At 60.8% G+C, this 22,483-nt stretch carries 18 protein-coding genes; 6 read left to right on the top strand and 12 right to left on the bottom strand.

The features are described 5' to 3' along the window. Positions 1-186: 186 nt before the first annotated feature. From HWE04_RS06895 to HWE04_RS06880, 4 genes are all read left to right on the top strand, one after another. Positions 187-2,508 carry an FdhF/YdeP family oxidoreductase gene (locus HWE04_RS06895; protein ID WP_102661321.1) on the top strand — a complete coding sequence of 774 codons (2,322 nt, stop codon included), beginning with the start codon at positions 187-189 and terminating at the stop codon, positions 2,506-2,508. A gap of 155 nt (positions 2,509-2,663) precedes the next feature. Further along, positions 2,664-2,918, top strand: coding sequence for a type II toxin-antitoxin system RelE family toxin (locus HWE04_RS06890; RefSeq protein ID WP_241811937.1), 255 nt, complete (start codon positions 2,664-2,666; stop codon positions 2,916-2,918). After that, positions 2,902-3,234, top strand: a complete 333-nt coding sequence (locus tag HWE04_RS06885; protein WP_241811936.1) for a helix-turn-helix domain-containing protein — start codon at positions 2,902-2,904, stop codon at positions 3,232-3,234. Before HWE04_RS06890 ends, HWE04_RS06885 begins: the two co-directional genes overlap by 17 nt. Before the next feature lie 164 nt (positions 3,235-3,398). Further along, the gene (locus HWE04_RS06880; protein ID WP_274620067.1) at positions 3,399-4,334 is read left to right on the top strand and encodes a LysR family transcriptional regulator; all 936 of its coding nucleotides are present in this window, start codon (positions 3,399-3,401) and stop codon (positions 4,332-4,334) included. A 55-nt stretch (positions 4,335-4,389) separates the two neighbouring features. Here the strand turns inward: HWE04_RS06880 and HWE04_RS06875 are convergent, their stop codons facing one another. From HWE04_RS06875 to folD, 12 genes are all read right to left on the bottom strand, one after another. Then, on the bottom strand, positions 4,390-5,097 hold the full coding sequence (locus tag HWE04_RS06875) for an SDR family NAD(P)-dependent oxidoreductase (protein WP_241811934.1): 708 nt from the start codon (positions 5,095-5,097) through the stop codon (positions 4,390-4,392). A 61-nt stretch (positions 5,098-5,158) separates the two neighbouring features. After that, entirely contained in the window at positions 5,159-5,878 is a 720-nt protein-coding gene (locus HWE04_RS06870) for a carboxymuconolactone decarboxylase family protein (RefSeq protein WP_241811933.1), read from the bottom strand. Between the two features lie 5 nt (positions 5,879-5,883). After that, complete coding sequence (locus HWE04_RS06865) at positions 5,884-6,288, bottom strand: nuclear transport factor 2 family protein (RefSeq protein ID WP_241811932.1); 405 nt, start codon at positions 6,286-6,288, stop codon at positions 5,884-5,886. 116 nt (positions 6,289-6,404) lie between these two features. Further along, positions 6,405-7,115: an SDR family NAD(P)-dependent oxidoreductase gene (locus HWE04_RS06860; protein WP_006465315.1), complete on the bottom strand. Its 711-nt coding sequence runs from the start codon at positions 7,113-7,115 to the stop codon at positions 6,405-6,407. A gap of 414 nt (positions 7,116-7,529) precedes the next feature. Beyond that, positions 7,530-8,600: an asparaginase gene (locus HWE04_RS06855; RefSeq protein WP_077237844.1), complete on the bottom strand. Its 1,071-nt coding sequence runs from the start codon at positions 8,598-8,600 to the stop codon at positions 7,530-7,532. Between the two features lie 275 nt (positions 8,601-8,875). Then, entirely contained in the window at positions 8,876-9,943 is a 1,068-nt protein-coding gene (locus HWE04_RS06850; protein ID WP_006465313.1) for a GGDEF domain-containing protein, read from the bottom strand. 550 nt (positions 9,944-10,493) lie between these two features. Further along, on the bottom strand, positions 10,494-11,393 hold the full coding sequence (gene lpxO, locus HWE04_RS06845; protein ID WP_006465312.1) for a lipid A hydroxylase LpxO: 900 nt from the start codon (positions 11,391-11,393) through the stop codon (positions 10,494-10,496). A 346-nt stretch (positions 11,394-11,739) separates the two neighbouring features. Then, positions 11,740-13,050: a D-amino acid dehydrogenase gene (locus tag HWE04_RS06840; RefSeq protein WP_006465311.1), complete on the bottom strand. Its 1,311-nt coding sequence runs from the start codon at positions 13,048-13,050 to the stop codon at positions 11,740-11,742. A 191-nt stretch (positions 13,051-13,241) separates the two neighbouring features. Further along, entirely contained in the window at positions 13,242-13,679 is a 438-nt protein-coding gene (locus tag HWE04_RS06835; RefSeq protein ID WP_241811931.1) for a hypothetical protein, read from the bottom strand. Between the two features lie 16 nt (positions 13,680-13,695). Continuing rightward, on the bottom strand, positions 13,696-14,115 hold the full coding sequence (locus HWE04_RS06830; RefSeq protein WP_241811930.1) for a DNA polymerase III subunit chi: 420 nt from the start codon (positions 14,113-14,115) through the stop codon (positions 13,696-13,698). A gap of 121 nt (positions 14,116-14,236) precedes the next feature. Beyond that, a complete protein-coding gene (locus HWE04_RS06825; protein ID WP_241811929.1) occupies positions 14,237-16,312 on the bottom strand; it encodes a M3 family metallopeptidase in 2,076 nt (691 codons plus the stop codon). A 59-nt stretch (positions 16,313-16,371) separates the two neighbouring features. Continuing rightward, a complete protein-coding gene (gene folD, locus HWE04_RS06820; RefSeq protein WP_077237849.1) occupies positions 16,372-17,217 on the bottom strand; it encodes a bifunctional methylenetetrahydrofolate dehydrogenase/methenyltetrahydrofolate cyclohydrolase FolD in 846 nt (281 codons plus the stop codon). Between the two features lie 294 nt (positions 17,218-17,511). Here folD and gshA point away from each other — a divergent pair, with 294 nt between their 5' ends. Both gshA and aceE read left to right on the top strand, forming a co-directional pair. Continuing rightward, on the top strand, positions 17,512-19,107 hold the full coding sequence (gene gshA, locus HWE04_RS06815) for a glutamate--cysteine ligase (protein WP_241811928.1): 1,596 nt from the start codon (positions 17,512-17,514) through the stop codon (positions 19,105-19,107). A gap of 524 nt (positions 19,108-19,631) precedes the next feature. After that, positions 19,632-22,328 (top strand): pyruvate dehydrogenase (acetyl-transferring), homodimeric type, encoded by a 2,697-nt coding sequence (gene aceE / locus HWE04_RS06810; protein WP_241811927.1) that lies wholly within the window; start codon positions 19,632-19,634, stop codon positions 22,326-22,328. The last annotated feature ends 155 nt before the right edge of the window (positions 22,329-22,483 follow it).

Genomic DNA, 22,483 nt, shown 5'->3' with positions numbered 1-22,483 from the left:
CCAGGATCGGACCGTTTCTGTAGGAATCGTGCGCGCTGTAAATCCGTGCATCACCTACAGCCAAACCGGCCGGCAAATTCCATCATTGCTGCTATCCACGCAGCACCCATGCAAGCCAGCGCAACAGACACCCGTGCCAGCACCCGTGCGAAGGCCGCTGTCGCACGCAACGCTCAGAGAGACGATATGAAAACCAAGGACATTCCCGAAGACGCCAGATTCGATGAATACAACAATGCCGCCGGTGGTTGGGGCTCGGTCAAGGCACTGGGCGCCATCCTGCAGCAGGAACATGTGATCGCCACCGGCACCCGCATCCTGATGAAGCAGAACAAGCCCGACGGCTTCGCCTGCGTCAGCTGTTCCTGGGCCAAGCCGGCCGACCCGCACCTGTTCGAGTTCTGCGAGAACGGCGCCAAGGCCACCGCCTGGGAAATCACCGGCAAGCGCGCCACCCCGGCGTTCTTCGCAAGCCACACGGTGAGCGAGATGGAAAGCTGGAACGACCTCGAACTCGAATCCACCGGCCGCGTCACCGAGCCCATGAAATACGACCCGGCCAGTGACCGCTATCTGCCCGTCACCTGGTCAGAGGCATTCGACGACATCGCCGCCCGGCTGCGCGCGATGGATCCGAAGAAGGTGGTGTTCTATGCCTCCGGCCGGGCGTCGCTGGAGACCTCCTACCTGTACCAGTTGATGGCCCGCATGTATGGCTGCAACAACCTGCCCGACAGCTCCAACATGTGCCACGAATCCACTTCCGTGGCCTTGCCGCAGACCATCGGCGTGCCGGTCGGTACCGTCAGGCTGGAAGACTTCGAGCACACCGACTGCATCCTCTTCTTTGGCCACAACACCGGCACCAACGCCCCGCGCATGCTGCATCCGCTGGAAGAGGTGCGCAAGCGCGGGGTCCCCGTGATCACCTTCAACCCCTTGCGCGAGCGCGGTCTGGAGCGCTTCGTCAATCCGCAATCGCCCAAGGAAATGATCACGCCCGCGCATACCGACATCAGTTCGCAATACGTGCAGATCCGCATAGGTGGCGATACGGCGGCCGTGGTGGGCATGGCCAAGCGCATCCTGGAGCGCGATGACCGGGCCCAGGCCGAAGGTTTGCCGCGCCTCCTGGACCAGGCATTCATCGATGAGCACACCAGTGGCTTCGACGAATTCGCAGCCGCCGCCCGGGCTGCCTCGTGGAGCGAGATCGAGCGGCATGCCGGTGTGTCGCGCGCCGAACTGGAACTGGCCGCCGACACCTATGCCGGCGCCGGGCGGGCCATGCTCATGTATGGCATGGGCGTGACCCAGCACCGGGAAGCGGTGCGCACCATCCACATGCTGACCAATCTCTTGCTCATGCGCGGCAACATCGGCAAGCCCGGCGCCGGCATCTGCCCGATCCGTGGCCACTCCAACGTGCAGGGGCAGCGCACCGTCGGCATCACGGAAAAACCGGAGATGGTCCCCAATGACAAATTGCGCGCGCTGTATCACTTCGAACCCCCGATGGAGAAGGGGCTCAACACGGTCGAAGCCTGCGAGAAGATCCGCGATGGCGAGCTGTCGGCCTTCTTCATGCTGGGTGGTAATTTCGTGCGCGCCATCCCCGACCATGGCGTCATGGAGCCGGCCTGGCGCAACCTCCCCCTGACCGTACAAGTGGTGACGCACTTCAACCGCTCCTGCGTGATCCACGGCAAGACGGCCTACCTGCTGCCCTGCCTGGGCCGCATCGAGATCGACCGCCAGCGCGGCGGTGAGCAGGCCGTGGCGGTGGAAGACAGCACCGGCTGCATGCACGGTTCACGCGGGCGCGTCGAACCGGCCTCGCCGCATCTGCTTTCGGAACCGGCCATCATTGCCGAGCTGGCCAAGCGGCTATTGCCCTTCAACCCGCAGGTGGACTGGGACGGCTGGGTGGGCGACTATGCCCGCATCCGCGACGCCATCGAAGCCACCTATCCCGACATCTTCCGCGACTTCAACGGCCGCATGTGGACCCCAGGCGGTTTCCCGCGCCCGCTGGCGGCGCGTGAACGGCAATGGAAGACGCCCAACGGCCGCGCCAACTTCAAGACCTTCGACAGCTTCGAGCCCGACCCCGACATGCCCGCCGATGCCCCTGGCGTACTGCGTCTGATGACCACCCGTGGCGACAGCCAGTTCAACACCACCGTCTATTCGCTGGATGATCGCTTCCGTGGTGTATGGGGGACTCGCCGCGTGCTGTTGCTGAACCTGCGCGACATGCAGGCCCAGGGCCTGGTGCCGGGTGATTTCGTCACGGCCGAGACGGTCTCCGACGACGGCGTGGAGCGTCGCGTGGATCACCTGCGGGTGGAGCCTTTCGATATTCCCGTCGGCTGCGTGATGGGTTACTTCCCCGAACTGAACCGCCTCATTCCGCTGTTCCACCATGCGCGCGGCAGCAAGGTGCCGGCGGCCAAGTCGATTCCGGTGCGCTTGATTGCAGAGGTGAGTGAGCCGGTGTTGTCCTAGCTGCCCCGCGACATTATTCGAGACCAGTCCGGTTGATCGAGGGATGTGCTGGCGGGGAGCGAGAGAAGCAGGCAAGCTGCGCCTTCGGCTCTGGAAATAAGTCCAAGTCTAATAAATTCTGAATTTACTAATAATTGGACTTATAATAAAAACGCATGAACTCGATTCAGTGGCATCCACGGGCGATCAAGCAGCTCCTGAAAATCAACCGACCCGATCAGGTGAGGATCAAGGATGCCGCCGCAGGTTTGGCACTGATGCCTTATTGCCAGCAGGTGAAGGCGCTGACTCGCCACCGTTCGCAATATCGACTTCGGGTTGGCCACTATCGGATTTTCTTCAACTTTGACGGAAATGTCCGTATTGTTTCCATTGAGGAAGTGAGCAAGCGCGATGAACGCACCTACTAACATCCAGATCATCCACGGGCAGGACGGAAAGCCGGCCTTCGTCGTCATTCCTTATGCCGACTACCTCAAGGAGCATCCGTCCCAGGATGAGCAGTATGTTCCACATGAAGTGGTGGCGATGATGGTGGAGCATCAATGGACGCCCATCCGCAGCTGGCGCGAACATCTGAAGCTGACGCAGCACGAAGTGGCTGACCGTCTCGGTATTTCACAGTCGGCCTATGCGCAGCAGGAGAGCAGCATCAGGCTACGTCCGAGTTCTTTGGAAAAGATTGCCGTGGCATTGGGTGTCAGCGTCGAGCAGCTGGACTTCTGAGGTCGGGTTCGTCCAGCAATCGAAAGCTTGCGAGAGTGCGTTAAATTCCGTCCCTCCGTTGTTCGAGCTGGCCGGTGCCGGGCGCCCATGCTCGTCCTGCGAGGGTGGCGCTCATACGCCTGCCAGGGAAGGGTAAAATCCGGGAATTAGCCACAAGGTCAGGTATGCACGTCCAGACATTACGATATTTCATGATGGTCGCCACGACCGGCAGTTTCCTGGCAACGGCACGTCATTTTGAGGTGCCAGCATCGTCGGTCTCTCGTGCGATCTCATCACTGGAAACAGAACTCGGGCAGCAGCTTTTTTACCGTAGCACACGCGCGGTGCGCCTAACCGAGCAGGGGCAACGGTACTATTCGAACGTTCGACAGGCCGTAGAACTTCTTGATTCCGCGTCCGACCAGTTCGAGGACAAGAATAAAGGTATCCGCGGGCTGCTGAAGATCAATGCGCCCGATTCGCTGGGCAGACTTCATGTCTGTCACCTGGTCAACCAGTTGCAAACCAGGTATCCGGATTTGTTGGTCGAACTGACTCTGACCAATACCTTCATCGATCCGGTGCTGGAAGGCGCGGACGTCACCATCCGTGTTGGACGACTTGTCGATTCCGGTTTGATCGGAAAGAGCGTGTGCGCCCTGCGCTACGTGCTCGCCGCAAGCCCGGAGTATCTGGAGGCGCGCGGTATCCCCGAAACTCCGGAAGACCTTCTGCAGCACAATTGCCTGCTATACAAAGGCCTGCGGGAACCGCAGCGATGGCACTTCAGGCGCTCATCCAGCGAAGCATTCGAGCCATTGGTCGTGGGTGGTCCGTTACGAAGCAACAATTCCGAGGTGCTGATCAATGCCGCACTCGCGGGACGCGGAATCGTGCTGATGCCGACATGGCTTTATTCGCCGGCCAGTTTCACGGAAGGACGACTGGTGGTTTTGCTTCCAGATTGGGAGATATCGGCCTATGCCGACCCCCACTACATCCAGATTCTCTCGCCGGAAAACCGACTACGATCGCAAAAGGTACGCGAGGTATCGGCCTTCCTCGTTGAAGCAATCGGGTCGCCGCCTTATTGGGACCGCGTTTTCCCCTTCGGCTAGGCATTGCAGCGATTGCAGATCTTGCGGTCGATGCGCGACCACGCCCTCCAGCGGCTCAACGACCTGCGTGTCGACCGCCATCTACATGCAGAACTTCGCCGGTGACGAAAGTCGCCAACTCCAGAAACGTAATCGCATCGGCAATTTCGCCGGCTTCGCCGATGCGGCCCAGCGGATGAAACTTGCCTAGCATGGCGTGATCTTTCCCTGCTTGCATCGGCGTTCTGGTGGCGCCGGGTGCAACCGCATTGAAGCGAATGCGCTTTTCCGCATACTCGATCGCCAACACCCGTGTTGCCGCGTTGAGACCGCCTTTGGTCAGTGCCGCCAATCCGGAGTAGGCCCCTTTGATGCCGTTGTCGATACTGCCGGTAACGGTGACGACGTGACCGCCTTCCTGCTTTTCGATCTCGCTCAACGACAGCTGCGTGATGTGGAAAAAGCCCGCCATGTTCACGTTCATGATGGCGTTGTAGTCTTCCACCGTGTTCTCCGTGAATGGCTTGCCGATGTAGATGCCGGCATTGTTGACCAGCGTATCGATGCGACCGAAGCGAGCAAGCGCTTCTGATACGACGCGCTCTGCCGTTGAGCGGTCACCGATATCGCCGGCGACGGTGACGATGTCGGCGTCGTCTGACGGCTTGATGGTGCGCGAGCTTGCAAGCACGCGATAACCGAGCTTGCGATACGCCTTGACGATTTCGGCACCGATGCCTTGGGATGCGCCGGTAACGATGGCTACCTTTTGTGTTGACTTCATGATCTGTACCTCGAGTGAGTGGAAAGCGATTAACCAATGCAATTGGTCTTGATGAGCGCCGTCAATCCGGCCGGCTCTCAAAGACATCCTTTACTACGGCAAGCGCTGTGTATGCACTCGACCAACCCGAATAGAAAGCAACATGCGTCAAGAGCTCCGACAGCTCAGCCCGCGTCACTCCCTGATCCATCGCTCGATTGACATAAAAGGCGAGTTGCGCTGTCTGCGCGGTTGCAATGACCGAGCAAATGGTGATCAGGCAACGGTCCCGCAGCGATAGCTCAGGGCTGCGCCATACGTCTTGAAACAGGATGTCTCTGGTGAGCTGCACCAGGCCTGGGGCGACCTGGCCAAACTTGCGCATGACCACGGCATGGCGCCGCTCTTCGACCATATCATCGATGGGATGTGGTCTGGCATTGATCGGCCGAAGCTGGGCGGTATCCAGCCCGCGTAGATCGAAAACAGCGCGCACCACGTCGATCGCAGCCACTGCATTTGCCCAGCCGGAATAAAACGCAAGATGTGCCACCATTCCAGAGACTTCGGCTGGGGTCACGCCGTGATCAAGCGCAACGTTCAGGTAGTGCGGCATTTGAGCGCTCTGGTTGCGCGCAATTAATACCGACAGGGTGATGATGCTGCGGTCACGCACCGACAACGGAGAACGTTGCCATAGATCGCCCAGCAAGACCTCTTTCGTATAACGTTCGAACGAAGGCGAAACATCCTCTGCACTGCTTAATGGGGCGTCGTTTGACAGCAGGCTTGCGTTGACCATGATGTTCAGATTGCCGGAACGAGACGCATGGCCTGGAAGCCCAGCTTGCTGGCGAAGATCTCCTGAATCAGCACGGCATCGGGAAGGGGGCGCCATGCTACCTCGATATGATCGATAAGGCCGTTCTCATCAAGGTGGAGATGTTCATTTCCCTTCACGGTAATGTCATTGCACGTAAAGCTGAAAAATACGGCGACATCACGATCCGAGGCGAAGCTCAGATTAACTTCAAGCGAGTCGATGGTCGCCAGAAACCCGCCCAGGATCTGGATTACAGCCTCTTTTCCGACCGTAGGGTCGGGGAAGATCGGTCCATGCAAGACGATGTCTTCTGACAAGTGCGGAATGATTCCATTCGTATCCTTGTTGGCCAGGGCCTTGAAGTAGTCGGCTACGTGTGTGGTGTGCATTTGATAGATTCCTTGTAGAACATGGGGATTGCCATCCACCATGAGAAATATCTGGCTGTCCAGCGGAGTGGCATCGAGCCACGCGCATGGCGCGGGCCCTTCATCCGGATGGCCGCTTACCGGCCGGCATGCTGGCCGCCGTCCACGTGGATGATTTCCCCGGTGATGAACTCGGCGGTCTCGAGGAAGGTGATAGCGCTTGCGACTTCACCGGCTTCGCCAATGCGCCCCAGCGGATGATATTTACCGAAGAACTTGAGATTTTCTTCCGCGTGCATCGGCGTCTTGATGACGCCTGGTGCAACGGCATTGAAGCGGATGCGCTTTTCCGCATACTCGATGGCGAGCGCCCGCGTTGCCGCGTTCAGGCCACCCTTCGTCAGGCCGGCCAATCCGGTGTACACGCCGCCGCTCATGCCATTGTCGATGCTGCCGGTAACGGTGACGACGTGACCACCTTCCTGCTTTTCGATTTCGGTCAGGGCCAGCTGGGTGATGTGGAAAAAGCCCGCCATGTTCACGTTCATGATGGCGTTGTAGTCTTCGACAGTGTTTTCGGTAAATGGCTTGCCGATGTAGATGCCGGCGTTGTTGACCAGCGTATCGACGCGGCCGAAGCGTGCAACCGCTTCCGATACGATGCGTTGCGCGGTCGATCGGTCGCCGATATCGCCGGCGACGGTGATGATATCGGCATCATCCGATGGCTTGATCGTACGCGAGCTTGCAAGCACGCGATAACCGAGCTTGCGGTACGCCTTGACGATTTCCGCGCCGATACCTTGCGATGCGCCGGTGACGATGGCTACTTTTTTTGCTGCACTCATGATTTACCTCTTCAGGAAATGTTGTGATCGATACGAACTCGACAGGGGGAATGATAGGAGCGCCCCTGCCCGACAACAATCCGCCAGCGCGGCAATTCATTTTTGCGAAAACAGCATTCGAAGCACCTCCGGCCATGCCGGGAGAGGTGCGCCCAGAGAGAGCAAGCTGACGAAAGAGCGTCTGCACAAGTCTTGTCCAACGTATTTGTGCGAACGGAAAAAGCCGCTCTATCGCCACGACAAGGAACAGACGACCGGATTCTCGTTTCACTGCGCCAGAAAAAAAGGCCCCGCCTAAGCGGGGCCCGGAGCAACAGAAGCAGTTGATATCCTGAATCGAAAAATGATTTATATCGTTTTCAAATATCGGGGCAGTGCAATGCGTCTGCTTCAAACTCTTTTCAGATCCGTAGATCAATACTTCCACATGATCTTCTGCAGTTCCTTGGGATCGTTGGTCCTGGTCAGTGCCAGTTCGGCCAGGATGCGTGCCTTCTGGGCGTTCTGGTCGTCGGTCACTACCCAGTCGAACTTGTCGTCGGGCTGCTCGCCGTTACGGATCACCACGCCACTGCCGGTGCGCGAGGCGCGGATCACCTGGACGCCCTTGCTGCGCACTTCCTGCAAGACCGGCACGATCTGTTCGGCCACGCTGCCGTTGCCGGTGCCATCGTGGATGATGGCCTTGGCGCCGGCCGCGACGAAGGCGTCATAGGCGGTGCGGCTCACGTTGCCGTAGTTGTAGACGATGTCCACCCGCGGCAGGCTGCTGATCTTGTCGATGTCGAACTCGGTCTGCGTGGTGTGCGGGCGGGCCGGCAGGCGGTAGAAGCTCAGCTTGTTTTCCACCACGTAACCCAGCGGGCCGTAGGGCGAGCGGAAGGTCTCGACCTTGAAGGTGTTGCTCTTGGTGACGTCGCGGCCGGAGTGGATTTCATCGTTCATCACCACCAGCGTGCCCTTGCCGGCGGCTTCCTTGCTGCCGGCCACCAGCACGGCGTCATACAGGTTCAGCGCACCGTCTGCGCCCAGCGCTGTGCCCGGACGCATGGAGCCGACCACCACCACCGGTTTTTCGCTCTTGAGGACCAGGTTCAGGAAGTAGGCGGTCTCTTCGATGGTATCGGTGCCGTGGGTGATGACGATGCCATCCACGTCGCCCTGCTTCAGCAGTTCGGAGACGCGCTTGCCCAGCTTGATCAGGCGCTCGTCATTGAAGCTCTCGCTGCCGATCTGGAAGATCTGCTCGCCGCGCACATTGGCGATCTTGGAAATCTCCGGGACGGCTGCAATGATCTTGTCCACCGGCACCACGGCCGATTGATAGGCTGCAGTGTTGACGCTGGAGGCGCCCGCGCCGGCAATGGTGCCGCCGGTGCCGATGACGACCACGTTGGGCTTCTTGTCCTGGGCCTGTGCCGCGAAGGCGCAGGCCAGCGAGAGGATCAGGACGGCGCCGGTTTTCTTGAAGTGTGTCTGCTGCATTTTTATAGGTCTCCTGGTACGCGTGGGGTAGCGACTGGCGATCACGCTTCTGTTTCGTTTCTGATGCTTGTCTGCAAGCGGATCGCGGGATGAGTTCGTCCGGTGAGCATCGAACGTTGGCGATCATACGAAAGCGCTGCCGTGCTGTCTCATGCTTTTAAAACATGAGCGGATGCGCACTATGCATGAACTTTTCGACTGCCTGTGCCGCCGGTGCGAGGCGAAAAAAAGGCCGCTTGCGCGGCCGGCTGACAAGGGTGTTGTCGAGTGAGGCCCTAGAAGAATTCCACCGTATCGTTGGTGGTGATGCCGGAACGCAGCACGCCCGAATTGACCAGTTCCTGGTAATAGCAGATGCGGTTGCGGCCACTTTTCTTGGCGTGATACAGGGCCTGGTCGGCATGGCCCAGGATCACCACCGGCGTCTCGCGGGCGATGTTGACGAAGCCCAGGCTGACGGTGACCTTGCCCACCTGCGGGAAATCGTATTCCTGCACGTTCTGGCGGAAGCGATCGAAGATCTTGCGGGCGTCCGAAAGCGTGGTGGCGCGTAGCAGGATCACGAATTCCTCGCCGCCGAAGCGGAAGATGCGGTCGTGCGCGCGGAACGAGGCGCGCAGGATGTTGGCCACCAGGATCAGCACTTCGTCGCCGTAGAGGTGGCCGTAGCGGTCATTGACCTGCTTGAAGTGATCGATGTCCACCACAGCCAGCCAATGGCCCTTGGGCTCGTCGTTGCTGTCGTGGCGACGCTCGTCCTTCTCCATCGAGTGTGCCTCGTGCGGGGCGATGGCGAAGGCGTAGCGGGTGAATTGTTCGTCGAAGGTCTTGCGGTTGAACAGGCCCGTGAGCGCATCGCGCTCGCTGTAGTCCAGCAGGCTCTGGTAATTGCAGTAGATGTGGAAGACGCCGTGGATCACTTCCATCGTCGCCGGTGCCAGCACGTGCTCGCTGCGCAGTTCCAGGCAGGAGTTCATCTTCCCGTGCAGCCACACCGGCAGCCACAGCACATGCGTGCCGTCGGACGTGGTTTCCTGGTATTCGTTCAGATGATTGCGGATGCAGGCCATCATGGCCGGATAGGAGGACAGGGCTTCCTTGGGATCGTCGTTGGTGTGCTCCGCAATGGTATGGACGATGCCGTCGCGGATGACCATCTTCTCTTGCACGTAGTGCTCGTCGCGCATGGTGAAGATTTCCAGCATGCGGATGCTTTGCACGCCGGTGAGCTGGTACAGCGCGGAGATGACCGAGATGGCCAGGCGGGAATGCTCCCGATGGGCCGTGATCTCTACCAGATGCTTGAGCAGCGGTTTTTTCATCTCGTCGTCGATGTCCTGCATGAGCCCATTGTTCTATGTATGGTCGGTACTCGGCTTGCGCTTGGTCCGCGAGGTCGGCAGCGGACGCTTACATGCGATCAATGAGTACGAGGCGAGTGTTGGCAGCAGCCGGTCGCAATACCTCTCCCCGAGGAATGCGGCCCAGCCAGGATGCAAGAATCACGCCATGAAGCTAGCACGGAAGCAGAAAGATTTTACACGCTGGTATGCGCTCGGATGAAGCAGTTTCTACAATTCATCATCGAAAAATACCGTTTCATTTCCGCATGGAAATTTTATGCTGTATTTGATTTTTACTTACGTAGGCGGTTGCGTGACTTTTGATTTTTCCTTTTCGACCAGGTCTCCATGCTGCACTGCGGAGCCATACGGGAGGCGGGCTTGCGACGGATGATGCAAAGCTCGGCATTAGTCGGCTCAGCTCTCATCAAGTGACAATCGCAGTCGACATTTTGCGAATCCACGATAAAAAAATCGCCGGTCAAATGGCCGGCGATTTCGTTTATATCATTTGCGCATTGGCAGGCCTGTCCTGCCGTCGTTCTGTGCCTCAGGCATAGATGATCAGCAGCGCCACTGCGATGATGAGACCGAACTTGGTGATCTTGTAGACGGTCTTGTTCCAGTTCTTGAAGCGGCGGCGATATTGCCCGGCCAGCCAGACGAAACGGAACAGCTTGTTCACGCGTCCGGTCTGGTCGCCGGTTTCGTTGGGAGAGGCCGCAGCGGTCATCATGGTGCGACCGAGGAAGCCGTTGATGGCTTCTGCCCAGCGATAGCGCAGCGGACGCTCGACGTCGCAGAAGAGGATGATACGGTTCGTCTCGGAGCCGTTCTGTGCCCAGTGGATGAAGGTCTCGTCGAACACCACGCTCTGGCCGTCGCGCCAGCTGTAGCGCTGGCCGTCGACCTCGATGAAGCAGCGGTCGTCGTTGGGCGTGACCAGGCCCAGGTGATAGCGCAGCGAACCGGCAAACGGGTCACGGTGCGGATTGAGCGTGCCGCCCGGGGCCAGTTCGGCAAACATGGCCGCCTTCACGCTGGGAATGCGCTTGAGGATTTCCACCGTCTTGGGGCAGAACTTTTCGGCCGACGGATGGCTGGCGTTGTACCACTTCAGGTAGAAACGCTTCCAGCCGGCCTTGAAGAAGGAGTTGAAGCCGGCATCGTCATTCTTTTCGGCGGCCTTGATCTTGGCCATTTCACGCAGGGCCACGGCCTCGTCGCGGATCACTTCCCAGTTCTGGTCGATGAGGGCCAGGTCCTGGAACTCCTTCACCGCGGGGTACGGCACCGCCGGCACGCGCGAAAAGGCGTACATGAAGAGATTGATCGGCGACATGATCGACGAGTGGTCGAAGAACTGGCGCAGGAAGGGCAGGCGCACGCGTCCACGGAAGTGGATGAACAGGATGGAAAAAATATAGATGAAGACTATTGCCCACTTCATTGCAGGGTCCTTTGATGTTGCCTGCCTTTCCAAGTGAAGGAAAATGCAGTGACGGATGTTGGTCCAGATGGGGCCGATTCGGGAAGGATCAACGGCAAAGGCAGCCGAAAGGCGCTAGATGCGTGCTGATGAGCTGAAATCCCCGAGGCTGCACAAACTGCGGCCAAGCCGCAGCGACGCAGAGCAAGCGGGGATTCTACACCAAGGGGAAGTTCATATTTGTAAGCGCCCCGCGCGGCTATATATGAATGTTCCTTCATGCCGGGGTGGCGATGCGCCAGATCAAATGCGCATGAAAAAAGGACCGGAAATTCCGGTCCTTTTGCGGGCAGGTGAAGCTTTGTGATCAGGCGGCCTGGGTCACCACCTGGCGTGCACGGTTCCAGCGCGGCAGGCCGGTGAAGGCGAAATCGATCTCCGGCACGCGGCCGGCGACGATCTCGGCGATGGCGCGGCCGGAGCCGCAACCCATGGTCCAGCCCAGGGTGCCGTGACCGGTGTTCAGGTACAGGTTGGCGAACCTGGTCTTGCCCACGTAAGGCACGTTGGACGGGGTCAGCGGACGCAGGCCGGTCCAGTAGGTCGGGTTCTCGTAGTCGCAGCCGTCGGGGAACAGTTCACGGGTGCGGCGGGTGATGGCCTCGCAGCGGGTAGTGTTGAGCTCGCGGCCATAGCCGTTGAGTTCGCAGGTACCGGCCACGCGCAGGCGGTCGCCCAGACGCGAAACCACCAGCTTGTAGCCGTCGTCGGTGAGCGAGACGCTGGGCGCAGCATCCGGGTTGATGACCTTGTAGGTGGCCGAATAGCCCTTGCCTGGGTAGAGCAGCAGGTCGATGCCCAGTGGCTTGACCAGTTGCTGCGAGAAGCTGCCCATGGCGACCACGAAGGTATCGGCCGTCAGGACTTCATGGCGGCCATCCGGGTTGATGATCTCCACGCCGGTCACGCGGGCGGCGGCGCCGGCCCCTTCGGTGATCAGGCGGGTGATGGTGGTGGAATAACGGAACTCGACGCCGGCTTCCTCGCTCTTCTTGGCCAGGCCCGTGGTGAGCTTGAAGACGTCGCCCGATTCATCGGTGGCGGTGAAGTCGCCGCCGACGATCTTGTTGCGGATCGAGGCCAGTGCCGGCTCGATGCGGATCACTTCGTCGGCGCCGATGGACTCGCGCGGGCAGCCCAGGTCGCGCATCAGCTTGGCGGCCGGCAGGGAGTCCTGGAATTCCTTTTCTTCAGTGTAGAAGTGAAGGATGCCGCGGGTCAGGTGATCGTACTGGATACCGGTTTCGGCGCGCACCGCCTGCAGGGTCTGGCGGCTGTACTCGCACAGGGCGACGATGTTGCGGATGTTCTCGTCGGTACGGGCGGCGGTGCATTCGCGCAGGAACGCCACGGCCCATTTCCATTGCAGCCATTCGGGGCGGAAGCGATAGAGCAGGGGGGCGTCTTCCTTGCCCAGCCACTTGAGCACCTTCATCGGGGCGGCCGGGTTGGCCCAGGGTTCGGCGTGCGACACCGAAATCTGGCAACCGTTGGCAAAGCTGGTTTCCTGCGCCGCGCCGGGCTGGCGTTCGATGACGGTGACGTCGTAACCCTGCTTCTTCAGGAACCAGGCGGAAGCGGTTCCGATAATGCCTGCGCCCAATACGATCACTTTCATCCCACTCTCCCGGTTTTGCATGAACTTGCTGGTGTTTTTCGGACTTCACACCGCCATTGGACGATGCGAACAATGCAAGCATTGTAAGAAAAGCGTGATTGCCGATGTAATCAATACTGGGCAGAATTTTTGTGAATCAAAAGCCGAATGCAGATGGTTTATTCAAAATGAAAAGAAAAATCCATCAGGATTTACTTTTTTGAAGACGAGAAGCGCGCCATCTCTTCGGCTACGGCGCGCTCCACCGTTTCTGCCAGGGCGTCGCGCAGGCCTTCTCTGACGCGCTGCATCACGATATCGGAAAGATGGTCCAGCGCCAGCGCCATCTGGTCCTGCAGATGCTGGTGCAGCACGGTATCGACGCGCTCCAGCAGGCTTTGCAGGACGTTTTCGCGGATTTCCTGTTCCCACTGGCGGTACTGCTCGGCGGCCGGCGTGACCTGAGGCGGCGGGGCCATGGGCGACATTACGGGCGTTGCAGCCGCGGGCGCCTGATAGTGGGTGGCCGCAGGTTGCGTGTGAAAGGCACCCGGTTGCATTGGCGCGGCGTAATCCTGCGCGGCCGGGGCAGCCGGCGCCAGCGGGATGATCTCGGTGAGGAGGGGGATGCTGTTGTCGTCGTGGTTCATGTCTGGAGCGTGGGCCTCAGGCCGCCACATGGTGCGACAGCGGATAGCCGCGTTCCTTGTAGAAACGGTAGCGGTCGCGGCCGGCGGCCTTGTCGGCGTCGTCGGCGGAAATGATTTCCAGCAAGCGTTCGAAACGGGCGAAATGGGCCGGCGTATCGGTGCCGAGGTTGATCAGTATCTGGTGATGCGGCAATTCGGCGGCGTCGTCGCCGGTGAGGATGATGGGCGTCTGTGATGCCAGCGGATCGCCGGCCATCACGTGAGGCAGGAAATCCTGCTCGGAAAAGCTCCAGAGCGCCTGGTCCAGTTGTTGCAGTTCGGCGCGGTCGGGACTGCGCAGCACCAGCATGGCGCCGGACGCACGCGCCTTGCGCACCAGTCGGCAGACGTAGGCGATCTTTTGCGGGACGTTGCTGTGGAAATCGATTCGGGTCATCCCGCCAGTATAGTGGCTCGCGCTGCAGCATGCCATCCGCGGCGGCGGCCAGGCCAAAGAAAAACGGCCCGCCATCGGGGCGGGCCGTGCTGGCCGTCTTGCGAAGCCGTTCGTCAGCGACTCAGGCCGCCATGCCACTATGCCGCAGCAAGGCATCGATGCTGGGCTCGCGGCCACGGAAGGCCTTGAAGGACTCGATGGCCGGACGGGAGCCACCGACAGCCAGGATTTCCTGCTGGAAGCGACGTCCGGTTTCCAGCGAGATCACGTTGCCGCCGGTCACCGCGGCTTCTTCAAAGGCGCTGTAGGCGTCGGCAGACAGCACCTCGGCCCACTTGTAGCTGTAGTAACCGGCTGCATAGCCGCCCGCAAAGATGTGCGAGAACGAATGCTGGAAGCGGTTGAACTCGGGCGGGCGGATCACGGCGATGCGGTCGCGCACGCTGTCAAGCACTTGCTGCACGCTCTGGCTGCCACCGACTTCATATTCATGGTGGATCAGCATGTCGAACAGCGAGAACTCCACCTGGCGCAGCATCTGCAGGCCGGACTGGAAGTTCTTGGCGGCGATCATCTTGTCGTACAGCGCACGGGGCAGCGGTTCGCCGGTCTCGGCGTGGGATGTCAGCTGCTGCAGCACGTCCCGTTCCCAGCAGAAGTTTTCCATGAACTGCGAGGGCAGTTCCACCGCGTCCCATTCCACGCCGGAGATGCCGGAGACACCCACTTCATCGACTTGCGTGAGCATGTGATGCAGGCCGTGGCCGAACTCGTGGAACAGGGTGATCACTTCGTCATGGGTGAACAGGGCCGGCTTGGCCACGCCATCGACCACCGCCGGTTCGGTGAAGTTGCAGACCAGATAGGCGATCGGGGTCTGCACGCCTTGCGCGGTGAGGCGGCGGGCGCGGGCGTCATCCATCCAGGCGCCGCCACGCTTGCCGGAGCGGGCATACAGGTCGAGGTAGAACTGGCCGACCAGCTGGCCGTCGCGTTCGATGCGGAAGAACTTCACGTCCTTGTGCCAGACCGGGGCCGTATCGGGCTTGATCTGCACGCCGAACAGTTGCTGTGCAACCTGGAACAGGCCGACCACCACCTTGGGCTCGGGGAAATATTGCTTCAATTCCTGCTCCGAGAAGGCGTAGCGCTGTTCGCGCAGCTTTTCCGAGGCATAGGTGCTGTCCCAGGCCTTCAGCTCCTCCAGGCCCAGTTTTTCGCGGGCGAAGGTCTTCAGTTCTTCGTAATCCTTCTGGCCGAAGGGGCGAGCGCGCTGGCCCAGGTCTTCCAGGAAGGCGATCACTTCCGAGGGCGACTTGGCCATCTTGGCCACCAGCGACACCTCGGCGAAGTTGGCGTAACCCAGCAATTGCGCTTCTTCCTTGCGCAGCTGCAGGATCTGGTCGATGTTGCCGCTGTTGTCCCATTCCGGCTTGGCGCCCAGCTCGGAGGCCTTGGTGGCGTTGGCGCGGTAGATCTTCTCGCGCAGGGCGCGGTTGTCGGCGTATTGCAGCACCGGGAAATAGGACGGGAAGTGCAGCGTGAACTTGTAGCCGGGCTTGCCATCCTTCTCGGCCGCGGCGCGGGCGGCCTGCTTGACGTCGGCCGGCAGGCCGGAGAGTTCGGCTTCGTCCTCGACGAAGAGGCCGAAGTCATTGGTGGCGTCCAGCACGTTTTCCGAGAAACGGGTGGTCAGCATCGCCTGCTTTTCCTGGATCTCGGCGAAGCGTTCCTTCTTCTCTTCCGGCAGTTCGGCGCCGGAAAGGCGGAAATCGCGCACCGCATTGTCCACCACCTTGCGGCGTGCAGCCGACAGGGAGGCGAAGGCCGGACTGGCCTGCAGCGCCTTGTACTTCTCGAACAGCGCCAGGTTCTGGCCCAGCGAGGTCCAGAATTCCACCAGGCGCGGCTGGTTCTCGTTGTAGGTGGCGCGCAGGGCCGGAGTATCCATGACCGAATTCAGGTGGCCCACTACGCTCCAGGCGCGGCCCAGTTTTTCGGTAGCGGACTCCAGCGGTTCGACGAAATTGTCCCAGGTGACCTCGGCCATCGGCGCTTCCAGTTCGGTGACCAGGCGGCTGGCATCGGCCAGCAGCTTGTCCAGGGCCGGGGTGACGTGCTCGGCGGCGATGGCGTCGAACTGGGCGTAGCCCGAGAAGTCGAGCAGGGGATTGGCGGCGATGTCGGTGGTGGTCATGGATTCTCGTTTCTCTGAAGCCTCCCGCCGGCGTGGCGCCCACGGGAGGTGATGCGGTTTTAGGTACGTTCTGCAGCTTCGATGGTGTTGACCAGCAACATGGTGATGGTCATCGGACCCACGCCACCCGGCACCGGGGTGATCCAGCCGGCGACTTCGCGGGCATTGGCGAAATCGACGTCGCCGCACAACTTGCCGTTGTCATCGCGGTTCATGCCGACGTCGATGACGACGGCGCCGGGCTTGACCATGTCGGCGGTGACGATGTTGCGCTTGCCGGTGGCGACCACCAGGATGTCGGCCTGGCGGGTGTGGTGGCCGAGGTCACGGGTCTTGGAATTACAGATAGTGACGGTGGCGCCGGCTTGCAAGAGCAACATGGCCTGCGGCTTGCCGACGATGTTGGAGGCGCCCACCACCACGGCATTGGCGCCGCGGACCGGGTAGTCGATGGATTCCAGCATCTTCATGACGCCATAAGGGGTGCAGGGGCGGAACAGCGGCTGGCCCGTCATCAGGAGGCCGGCATTGCTGACGTGGAAACCGTCCACGTCCTTTTCCGGCGCGATGGCTTCGATCACCTTGTGCGAATCGATGTGGGCCGGCAGCGGCAGTTGCACCAGGATGCCGTTGATCTTGGGGTCCTGGTTGAGGGCGTCGATGCGGGCCAGGAGTTCGGCTTCCGTCATCGTGGCTTCATATTTTTCCAGCACGGAGTGAAGACCATTGTCCTGGCAAGCCTTGACCTTGTTGCGCACGTAGACCTGGGAAGCCGGGCTGTCGCCCACCAGGATCACGGCCAGGCCGGGTTGCTTGCCTTGGGCGGTGAGGGCGGCGGCGCGCTTGGCGACATCGGCGCGCAGTTGTTGGGAGAGCAGGTTTCCGTCGATCAGTTGGGCAGACATGGCAATGAAGGCAAAAAAGGCAGGGCTAGGAAGAAAGCTCCCGGTCGAGCCGGGGCGACTGGGGCGCGGTGCGCCGGAACCCGTGATTATAAAGCCAGGCCGGGGACGGAGTGACATGCGCGCTGCTGGTCACATGTTGTTTGTTTTGAAATAAAAGCCGATGGTTTTGGGCGACAATCGCTTTTGGGGCAGCGTACAACGGGAATGTTCAATTTCGGTTATGCTCCCGCAACCAAACGCAGCAGCCTCACCGCAGCAGCCTCACAGTTCCCCTTTAGTTACAAGGATTTGCGCATGACCGATCTCCTCACCCGCCGCCTGCAACAGCTTTCCCAGCCGCAACATCTTGCGTTGCTGAGTCAGGGCTTGCGCGGTGTGGAGCGGGAGACGCTGCGGGTGGACGAGCAAGGCAATCTGGCCCGCACGCCGCATCCGCCGGCGCTGGGTTCGGCCCTCACCAATGATCTGATCACCACCGACTATTCGGAATCGCTGCTGGAGTTCATCACCCCGGCCATGCCCGACATCGCCGATGCGCTGCAGCGCCTGGATGAAATCCATCGCTTCGCCTATACCAAGCTGGAGGGTGAGCTGCTGTGGAATGCCTCCATGCCCTGCGTGCTGCCGCCGGAAGACGAGATTCCCATCGGCTGGTATGGCAGTTCCCACATCGGCATGTTGAAGCATGTCTACCGGCGCGGCCTGGCGCTGCGCTATGGCCGCACCATGCAATGCATCGCCGGTATTCACTACAATTTCTCGGTGAGTGAAGACCTGTGGGAAGTGCTGCGCGACGAGGACGACACCGTCGACCCCACGCTGTCGCGTCGGGATTACCAGTCCGAGCGCTATATCGCCCTGATCCGCAACTTCCGTCGCTACAGCTGGCTGCTGATGTATCTGTTCGGTGCCTCGCCGGCGGTGGCCACCAACTTCCTGCGCGGTCGTGCGCACCAGCTGGAGACGCTGTCCGAGGACACGCTCTTCCTGCCCTACGGCACCAGCCTGCGCATGAGCGACCTGGGTTACCAGAACCACGCCCAGGCCAACATCACGCCGCACTACAACAACCTGCCGGCCTACATCCGTAGCCTCTCGCATGCGGTCAGCGAACCGTATCCGCCCTATGAAGCCATCGGCACCAAGCGCGATGGCGAGTGGGTGCAGATCAATACCAACATCCTGCAGATCGAAAACGAGTTCTACTCTTCGATCCGCCCCAAGCGCGTCATCAACAGCGGCGAACGCCCGGTGCAGGCCTTGTCGGCGCGTGGTGTGCAGTATGTGGAAGTGCGCTGCATGGACATCGATCCCTTCAACCCGCTGGGCATCGGCCTGGAGGCAGCGCGTTTCCTGGATGTGTTCCTGCATTTCCTGGCGCTGGAATCGAGCTGCCTGACTTCGGACGAGGAGGGCGTGGAAAACCGCGCCAACTTCCTCGCCACCGTCAAGGAAGGCCGTCGTCCCGGCCTGCACCTGCAGTTCAAGGGCGAATCCATCCTGCTCAAGGACTGGGGCGAGCAACTGCTGGACCGCATGGCACCGGTAGCCGAACTGCTGGATCGCCAACTGGGCGGCAGCCAGCATCGCGACAGCCTGGCCGTGCAGCGCGGCAAGCTGGCCGATCCCGATGCCACCCCGTCGGCCCAGGTGCTGCGTGAAATCCGCGCCGCCGGCAACTCCTTCCCCGGTTTCACCCTGGCCAACAGCCGCCGCCAGGCCGAGCAACTGCGCGCCCGGCCGCTGTCGGCCGCCAAGACGGCTGACTTCGTGGCCATCGCCCAGGCCTCGCTGGATGCGCAGCGCGACATCGAGCGTACCCAGATCGGCGACTTCGATACCTTTGTCGCCGCCTATCGCGCCAGCACACTGGGCAATATCGCGATCTGAACATCGCTTCATTTATATAGAGCAAGTTCTGTAGCGTAATTCTGCTACGGCCGGCGACCGGGCTGGTCGTGGCGGAATGTGATTGCCGCTGGCAAGCTCAGCACGTGAATCCATTTGCTTCACGTCAACACGGCCAACCCTGATTTTTCAGGTAGTTCAGGCCACTTTGCCGCATTGCAAACAGGGCAAGAAAACCCCTCTCCCAAGGCGATACAGTAAAAATACGAGGCCCGCAAAGCGCCTATTCATGCCGCTTTGCAGCATATTTTCGTATTATGAAATCGATTATCGTAATTTGAAAATCGAAAATTCCCTGATAAAATTCGTCGTCCACACGGCTGGAAGACCGTACATTTAAGCCTGTTCCGCCTCCAAAGCCTTGCCCCACGGGCTGGGAAGGGTTGTAGCACAGGCAACGGAATGGTCTTCCTGCATCACTTGCCGGCGGCAGCGTACCGAATGAACCGACCGACCCGCCAGGTCTATCCGACCGGACGGATCTCTCAACAACCAGGAGACATGACATGTCAGCCCAAATCGATCAAGTTCTGGCGCAGGCCGCCAACGATCCCGATGTGATGGAAACCCAGGAGTGGCTCGACGCCCTCGAAGCAGTGATCGAAAAGGAAGGCCCGGATCGCGCCCACTACCTGATGGAACGCATGGTCGATCTGGCCCGCCGTCGTGGTGCCCATATTCCCTTCTCCAGCAATACCGCCTACGTCAACACCATTCCGGCCGACCAGGGCGAGCACTGCCCGGGCAACCTGGAATACGAAGAGCGCCTGCGCTCGTGGATGCGCTGGAACGCCATGGCCATGGTGGTCAAGGCCAACCGCGTGGACGGCGACCTGGGTGGTCACCTGTCTTCCTTCGCCTCGCTGGCCAACATGCTGGGCATCGGTTTCAATCACTTCTGGCACGCTCCGACTGAAGATCACGGCGGCGACCTGCTCTACATCCAGGGTCACTCCTCGCCCGGCATCTATGCACGCGCCTTCCTGGAAGGTCGCCTGTCCGAAGACCAGCTGATCCACTTCCGCCGCGAAGCCGATGGTCATGGCCTGTCGTCCTACCCGCACCCCAAGCTGATGCCGGAATTCTGGCAGTTCCCGACCGTCTCCATGGGCCTGGGCCCCTTGATGGCGATCTACCAGGCACGCTTCCTGAAGTACCTGCACGCCCGCGGCATCGCCAAGACCGACAACCGCAAGGTCTGGGCCTTCTGCGGTGACGGCGAGATGGACGAACCGGAATCGATGGGCGCCATCGGCATGGCCGGTCGTGAAAAACTGAACAACCTGGTCATCGTGGTGAACTGCAACCTGCAGCGCCTGGACGGACCGGTGCGCGGCAACGGCAAGATCATCCAGGAACTGGAGTCCGACTTCCGTGGCGCCGGCTGGAACGTGGTCAAGGTCATCTGGGGCAGCGGCTGGGACGAGCTGCTGGCCAAGGACAAGGACGGCATCCTGCAGAAGGTGATGATGGAAACCGTCGACGGCGAGTACCAGAACTACAAGGCCAAGGACGGCGCCTTCGTGCGCAAGCACTTCTTCGGCAAGCATCCCAAGCTGCTGGAAATGGTCTCCAAGATGTCGGACGACGATATCTGGCGCCTGACCCGTGGCGGTCACGACCCGCACAAGATCTACGCTGCCTTCAAGGTCGCGCAGGACTCCAAGGACCAGCCCACCGTGATCCTGGCCAAGTCCATCAAGGGCTATGGCTTCGGCAAGGCCGGCGAAGCGCGCAACACCGCGCACAACACCAAGAAGCTGGACGACGAAGCCATCCGCGCCATGCGCGACCGCTTCCAGCTGCCGATCTCGGACGCCGAGCTGCCCAGTATCCCGTTCTTCAAGCCGGCCGACGACACCCCGGAAATGCAGTACCTGCACGAGCGCCGCAAGGCCCTGGGCGGCTACCTGCCGCAACGTCGCCCGCACGCTGACGAAAAGCTGCCGGTGCCGGAACTGTCGGCCTTCCAGGCCATGCTGGAGCCGACCGCCGAAGGTCGTGAAATCTCCACCACCGCTGCCTACTCCCGCGTGCTGACCGCGCTGCTGCGCGACCCCAACCTGGGCCCGCGCGTGGTGCCCATCATGGTCGACGAGTCCCGTACCTTCGGTATGGAAGGCCTGTTCCGCCAGATCGGCATCTTCAGCCAGGTCGGCCAGCTGTACGAACCGGTCGACAAGGACCAGGTGATGTACTACCGCGAAGACAAGGCCGGCCAGATCCTGCAGGAAGGCATCAACGAAGCCGGTGGCATGAGCTCGTGGATCGCTGCGGCGACCTCGTACTCGACCAACAACCGCGTGATGATCCCGTTCTACACCTACTACTCGATGTTCGGTCTGCAGCGTATCGGCGACCTGGCATGGGCAGCCGGTGACATGCGCGCCCGTGGCTTCCTGATCGGCGGCACCGCCGGTCGTACCACCTTGAACGGTGAAGGTCTGCAGCACGAAGACGGCCACAGCCACGTGTTCGCTTCGGCCATCCCGAACTGCATCCCCTACGACCCAACCTTCGCCCACGAAGTCGCCGTGATCATCCATGACGGCCTGCGCCGCATGGTGGCCAACCAGGAAGACGTGTTCTACTACATCACCGTGATGAACGAGAACTACGCCCACCCTGGTATCAAGGCAGGCCAGGAAGAGGGCATCTTGAAGGGCCTGTACCTGTTGAACGAAGGCGGCAAGGAAAACAAGCTGCGCGTGCAACTGCTGGGCTCCGGCACCATCCTGCGCGAAGTCATCGCCGCCGCCGAACTGCTGCGCGACGACTGGAAGGTCGACGCCGACGTCTGGTCCGCACCTTCCTTCACCCTCTTGGCCCGCGAAGGCCAGGACGTGGAACGCTGGAACATGCTGCACCCGGCCGACACCGCCAAGAAGAGCTACTTCGAGCAATCGCTGGAAGGTACCGAAGGTCCGATCGTGGTCTCCACCGACTACATGCGCACCTACGCCGAGCAGGTCCGCGCCTTCGTGCCCAAGGGCCGCTCCTACAAGGTGCTGGGCACCGACGGCTACGGCCGCTCGGATACCCGCGCCAAGCTGCGCGAGTTCTTCGAGGTGAACCGCCACTTCGTCGCCGTGGCTGCCCTGAAGTCGCTGGCCGATGAAGGCAAGATCAAGCCCGAAGTGGTGGCCCAGGCCATCGCCAAGTACGGCATCGATCCCAACAAGCCCAACCCGGTGACCGTGTAAGGACCGCTCGACCGACCATCCCCGCCTCAGCCTGCTGATCGCGGGGATGTGTCGTGTCCGGCACTGCCACAAAAACGGGAAGGGCCGCAGCCAGATCGCTTAAGATGCAATGGCTTTGCGGCAGCACCTTCCCTACTGCGAATATCCCTCCCGGC

Source organism: Herbaspirillum sp. C7C2 (genome assembly GCF_022627865.1).
GTDB classification, from domain to species: domain Bacteria; phylum Pseudomonadota; class Gammaproteobacteria; order Burkholderiales; family Burkholderiaceae_D; genus Herbaspirillum; species Herbaspirillum frisingense.
This window is presented reverse-complemented; position numbering and strand designations above follow the sequence as displayed.

Bases quoted from the DNA above. Each gene is read 5' to 3' on its own strand.
- gshA (WP_241811928.1), top strand. From the start codon at position 17,512: ATGACCGATCTCCTCACCCGCCGCCTGCAACAGCTTTCCCAGCCGCAA.
- HWE04_RS06895 (WP_102661321.1), top strand. From the start codon at position 187: ATGAAAACCAAGGACATTCCCGAAGACGCCAGATTCGATGAATACAAC.
- lpxO (WP_006465312.1), bottom strand. From the start codon at position 11,393: ATGAAGTGGGCAATAGTCTTCATCTATATTTTTTCCATCCTGTTCATC.
- HWE04_RS06875 (WP_241811934.1), bottom strand. From the start codon at position 5,097: ATGAAGTCAACACAAAAGGTAGCCATCGTTACCGGCGCATCCCAAGGC.
- HWE04_RS06855 (WP_077237844.1), bottom strand. From the start codon at position 8,600: ATGCAGCAGACACACTTCAAGAAAACCGGCGCCGTCCTGATCCTCTCG.
- HWE04_RS06830 (WP_241811930.1), bottom strand. From the start codon at position 14,115: ATGACCCGAATCGATTTCCACAGCAACGTCCCGCAAAAGATCGCCTAC.
- folD (WP_077237849.1), bottom strand. From the start codon at position 17,217: ATGTCTGCCCAACTGATCGACGGAAACCTGCTCTCCCAACAACTGCGC.
- HWE04_RS06885 (WP_241811936.1), top strand. From the start codon at position 2,902: ATGAACGCACCTACTAACATCCAGATCATCCACGGGCAGGACGGAAAG.
- HWE04_RS06835 (WP_241811931.1), bottom strand. From the start codon at position 13,679: ATGAACCACGACGACAACAGCATCCCCCTCCTCACCGAGATCATCCCG.
- HWE04_RS06860 (WP_006465315.1), bottom strand. From the start codon at position 7,115: ATGAGTGCAGCAAAAAAAGTAGCCATCGTCACCGGCGCATCGCAAGGT.
- HWE04_RS06840 (WP_006465311.1), bottom strand. From the start codon at position 13,050: ATGAAAGTGATCGTATTGGGCGCAGGCATTATCGGAACCGCTTCCGCC.
- aceE (WP_241811927.1), top strand. From the start codon at position 19,632: ATGTCAGCCCAAATCGATCAAGTTCTGGCGCAGGCCGCCAACGATCCC.
- HWE04_RS06865 (WP_241811932.1), bottom strand. From the start codon at position 6,288: ATGCACACCACACACGTAGCCGACTACTTCAAGGCCCTGGCCAACAAG.
- HWE04_RS06880 (WP_274620067.1), top strand. From the start codon at position 3,399: ATGCACGTCCAGACATTACGATATTTCATGATGGTCGCCACGACCGGC.
- HWE04_RS06850 (WP_006465313.1), bottom strand. From the start codon at position 9,943: ATGCAGGACATCGACGACGAGATGAAAAAACCGCTGCTCAAGCATCTG.
- HWE04_RS06870 (WP_241811933.1), bottom strand. From the start codon at position 5,878: ATGGTCAACGCAAGCCTGCTGTCAAACGACGCCCCATTAAGCAGTGCA.
- HWE04_RS06890 (WP_241811937.1), top strand. From the start codon at position 2,664: ATGAACTCGATTCAGTGGCATCCACGGGCGATCAAGCAGCTCCTGAAA.
- HWE04_RS06825 (WP_241811929.1), bottom strand. From the start codon at position 16,312: ATGACCACCACCGACATCGCCGCCAATCCCCTGCTCGACTTCTCGGGC.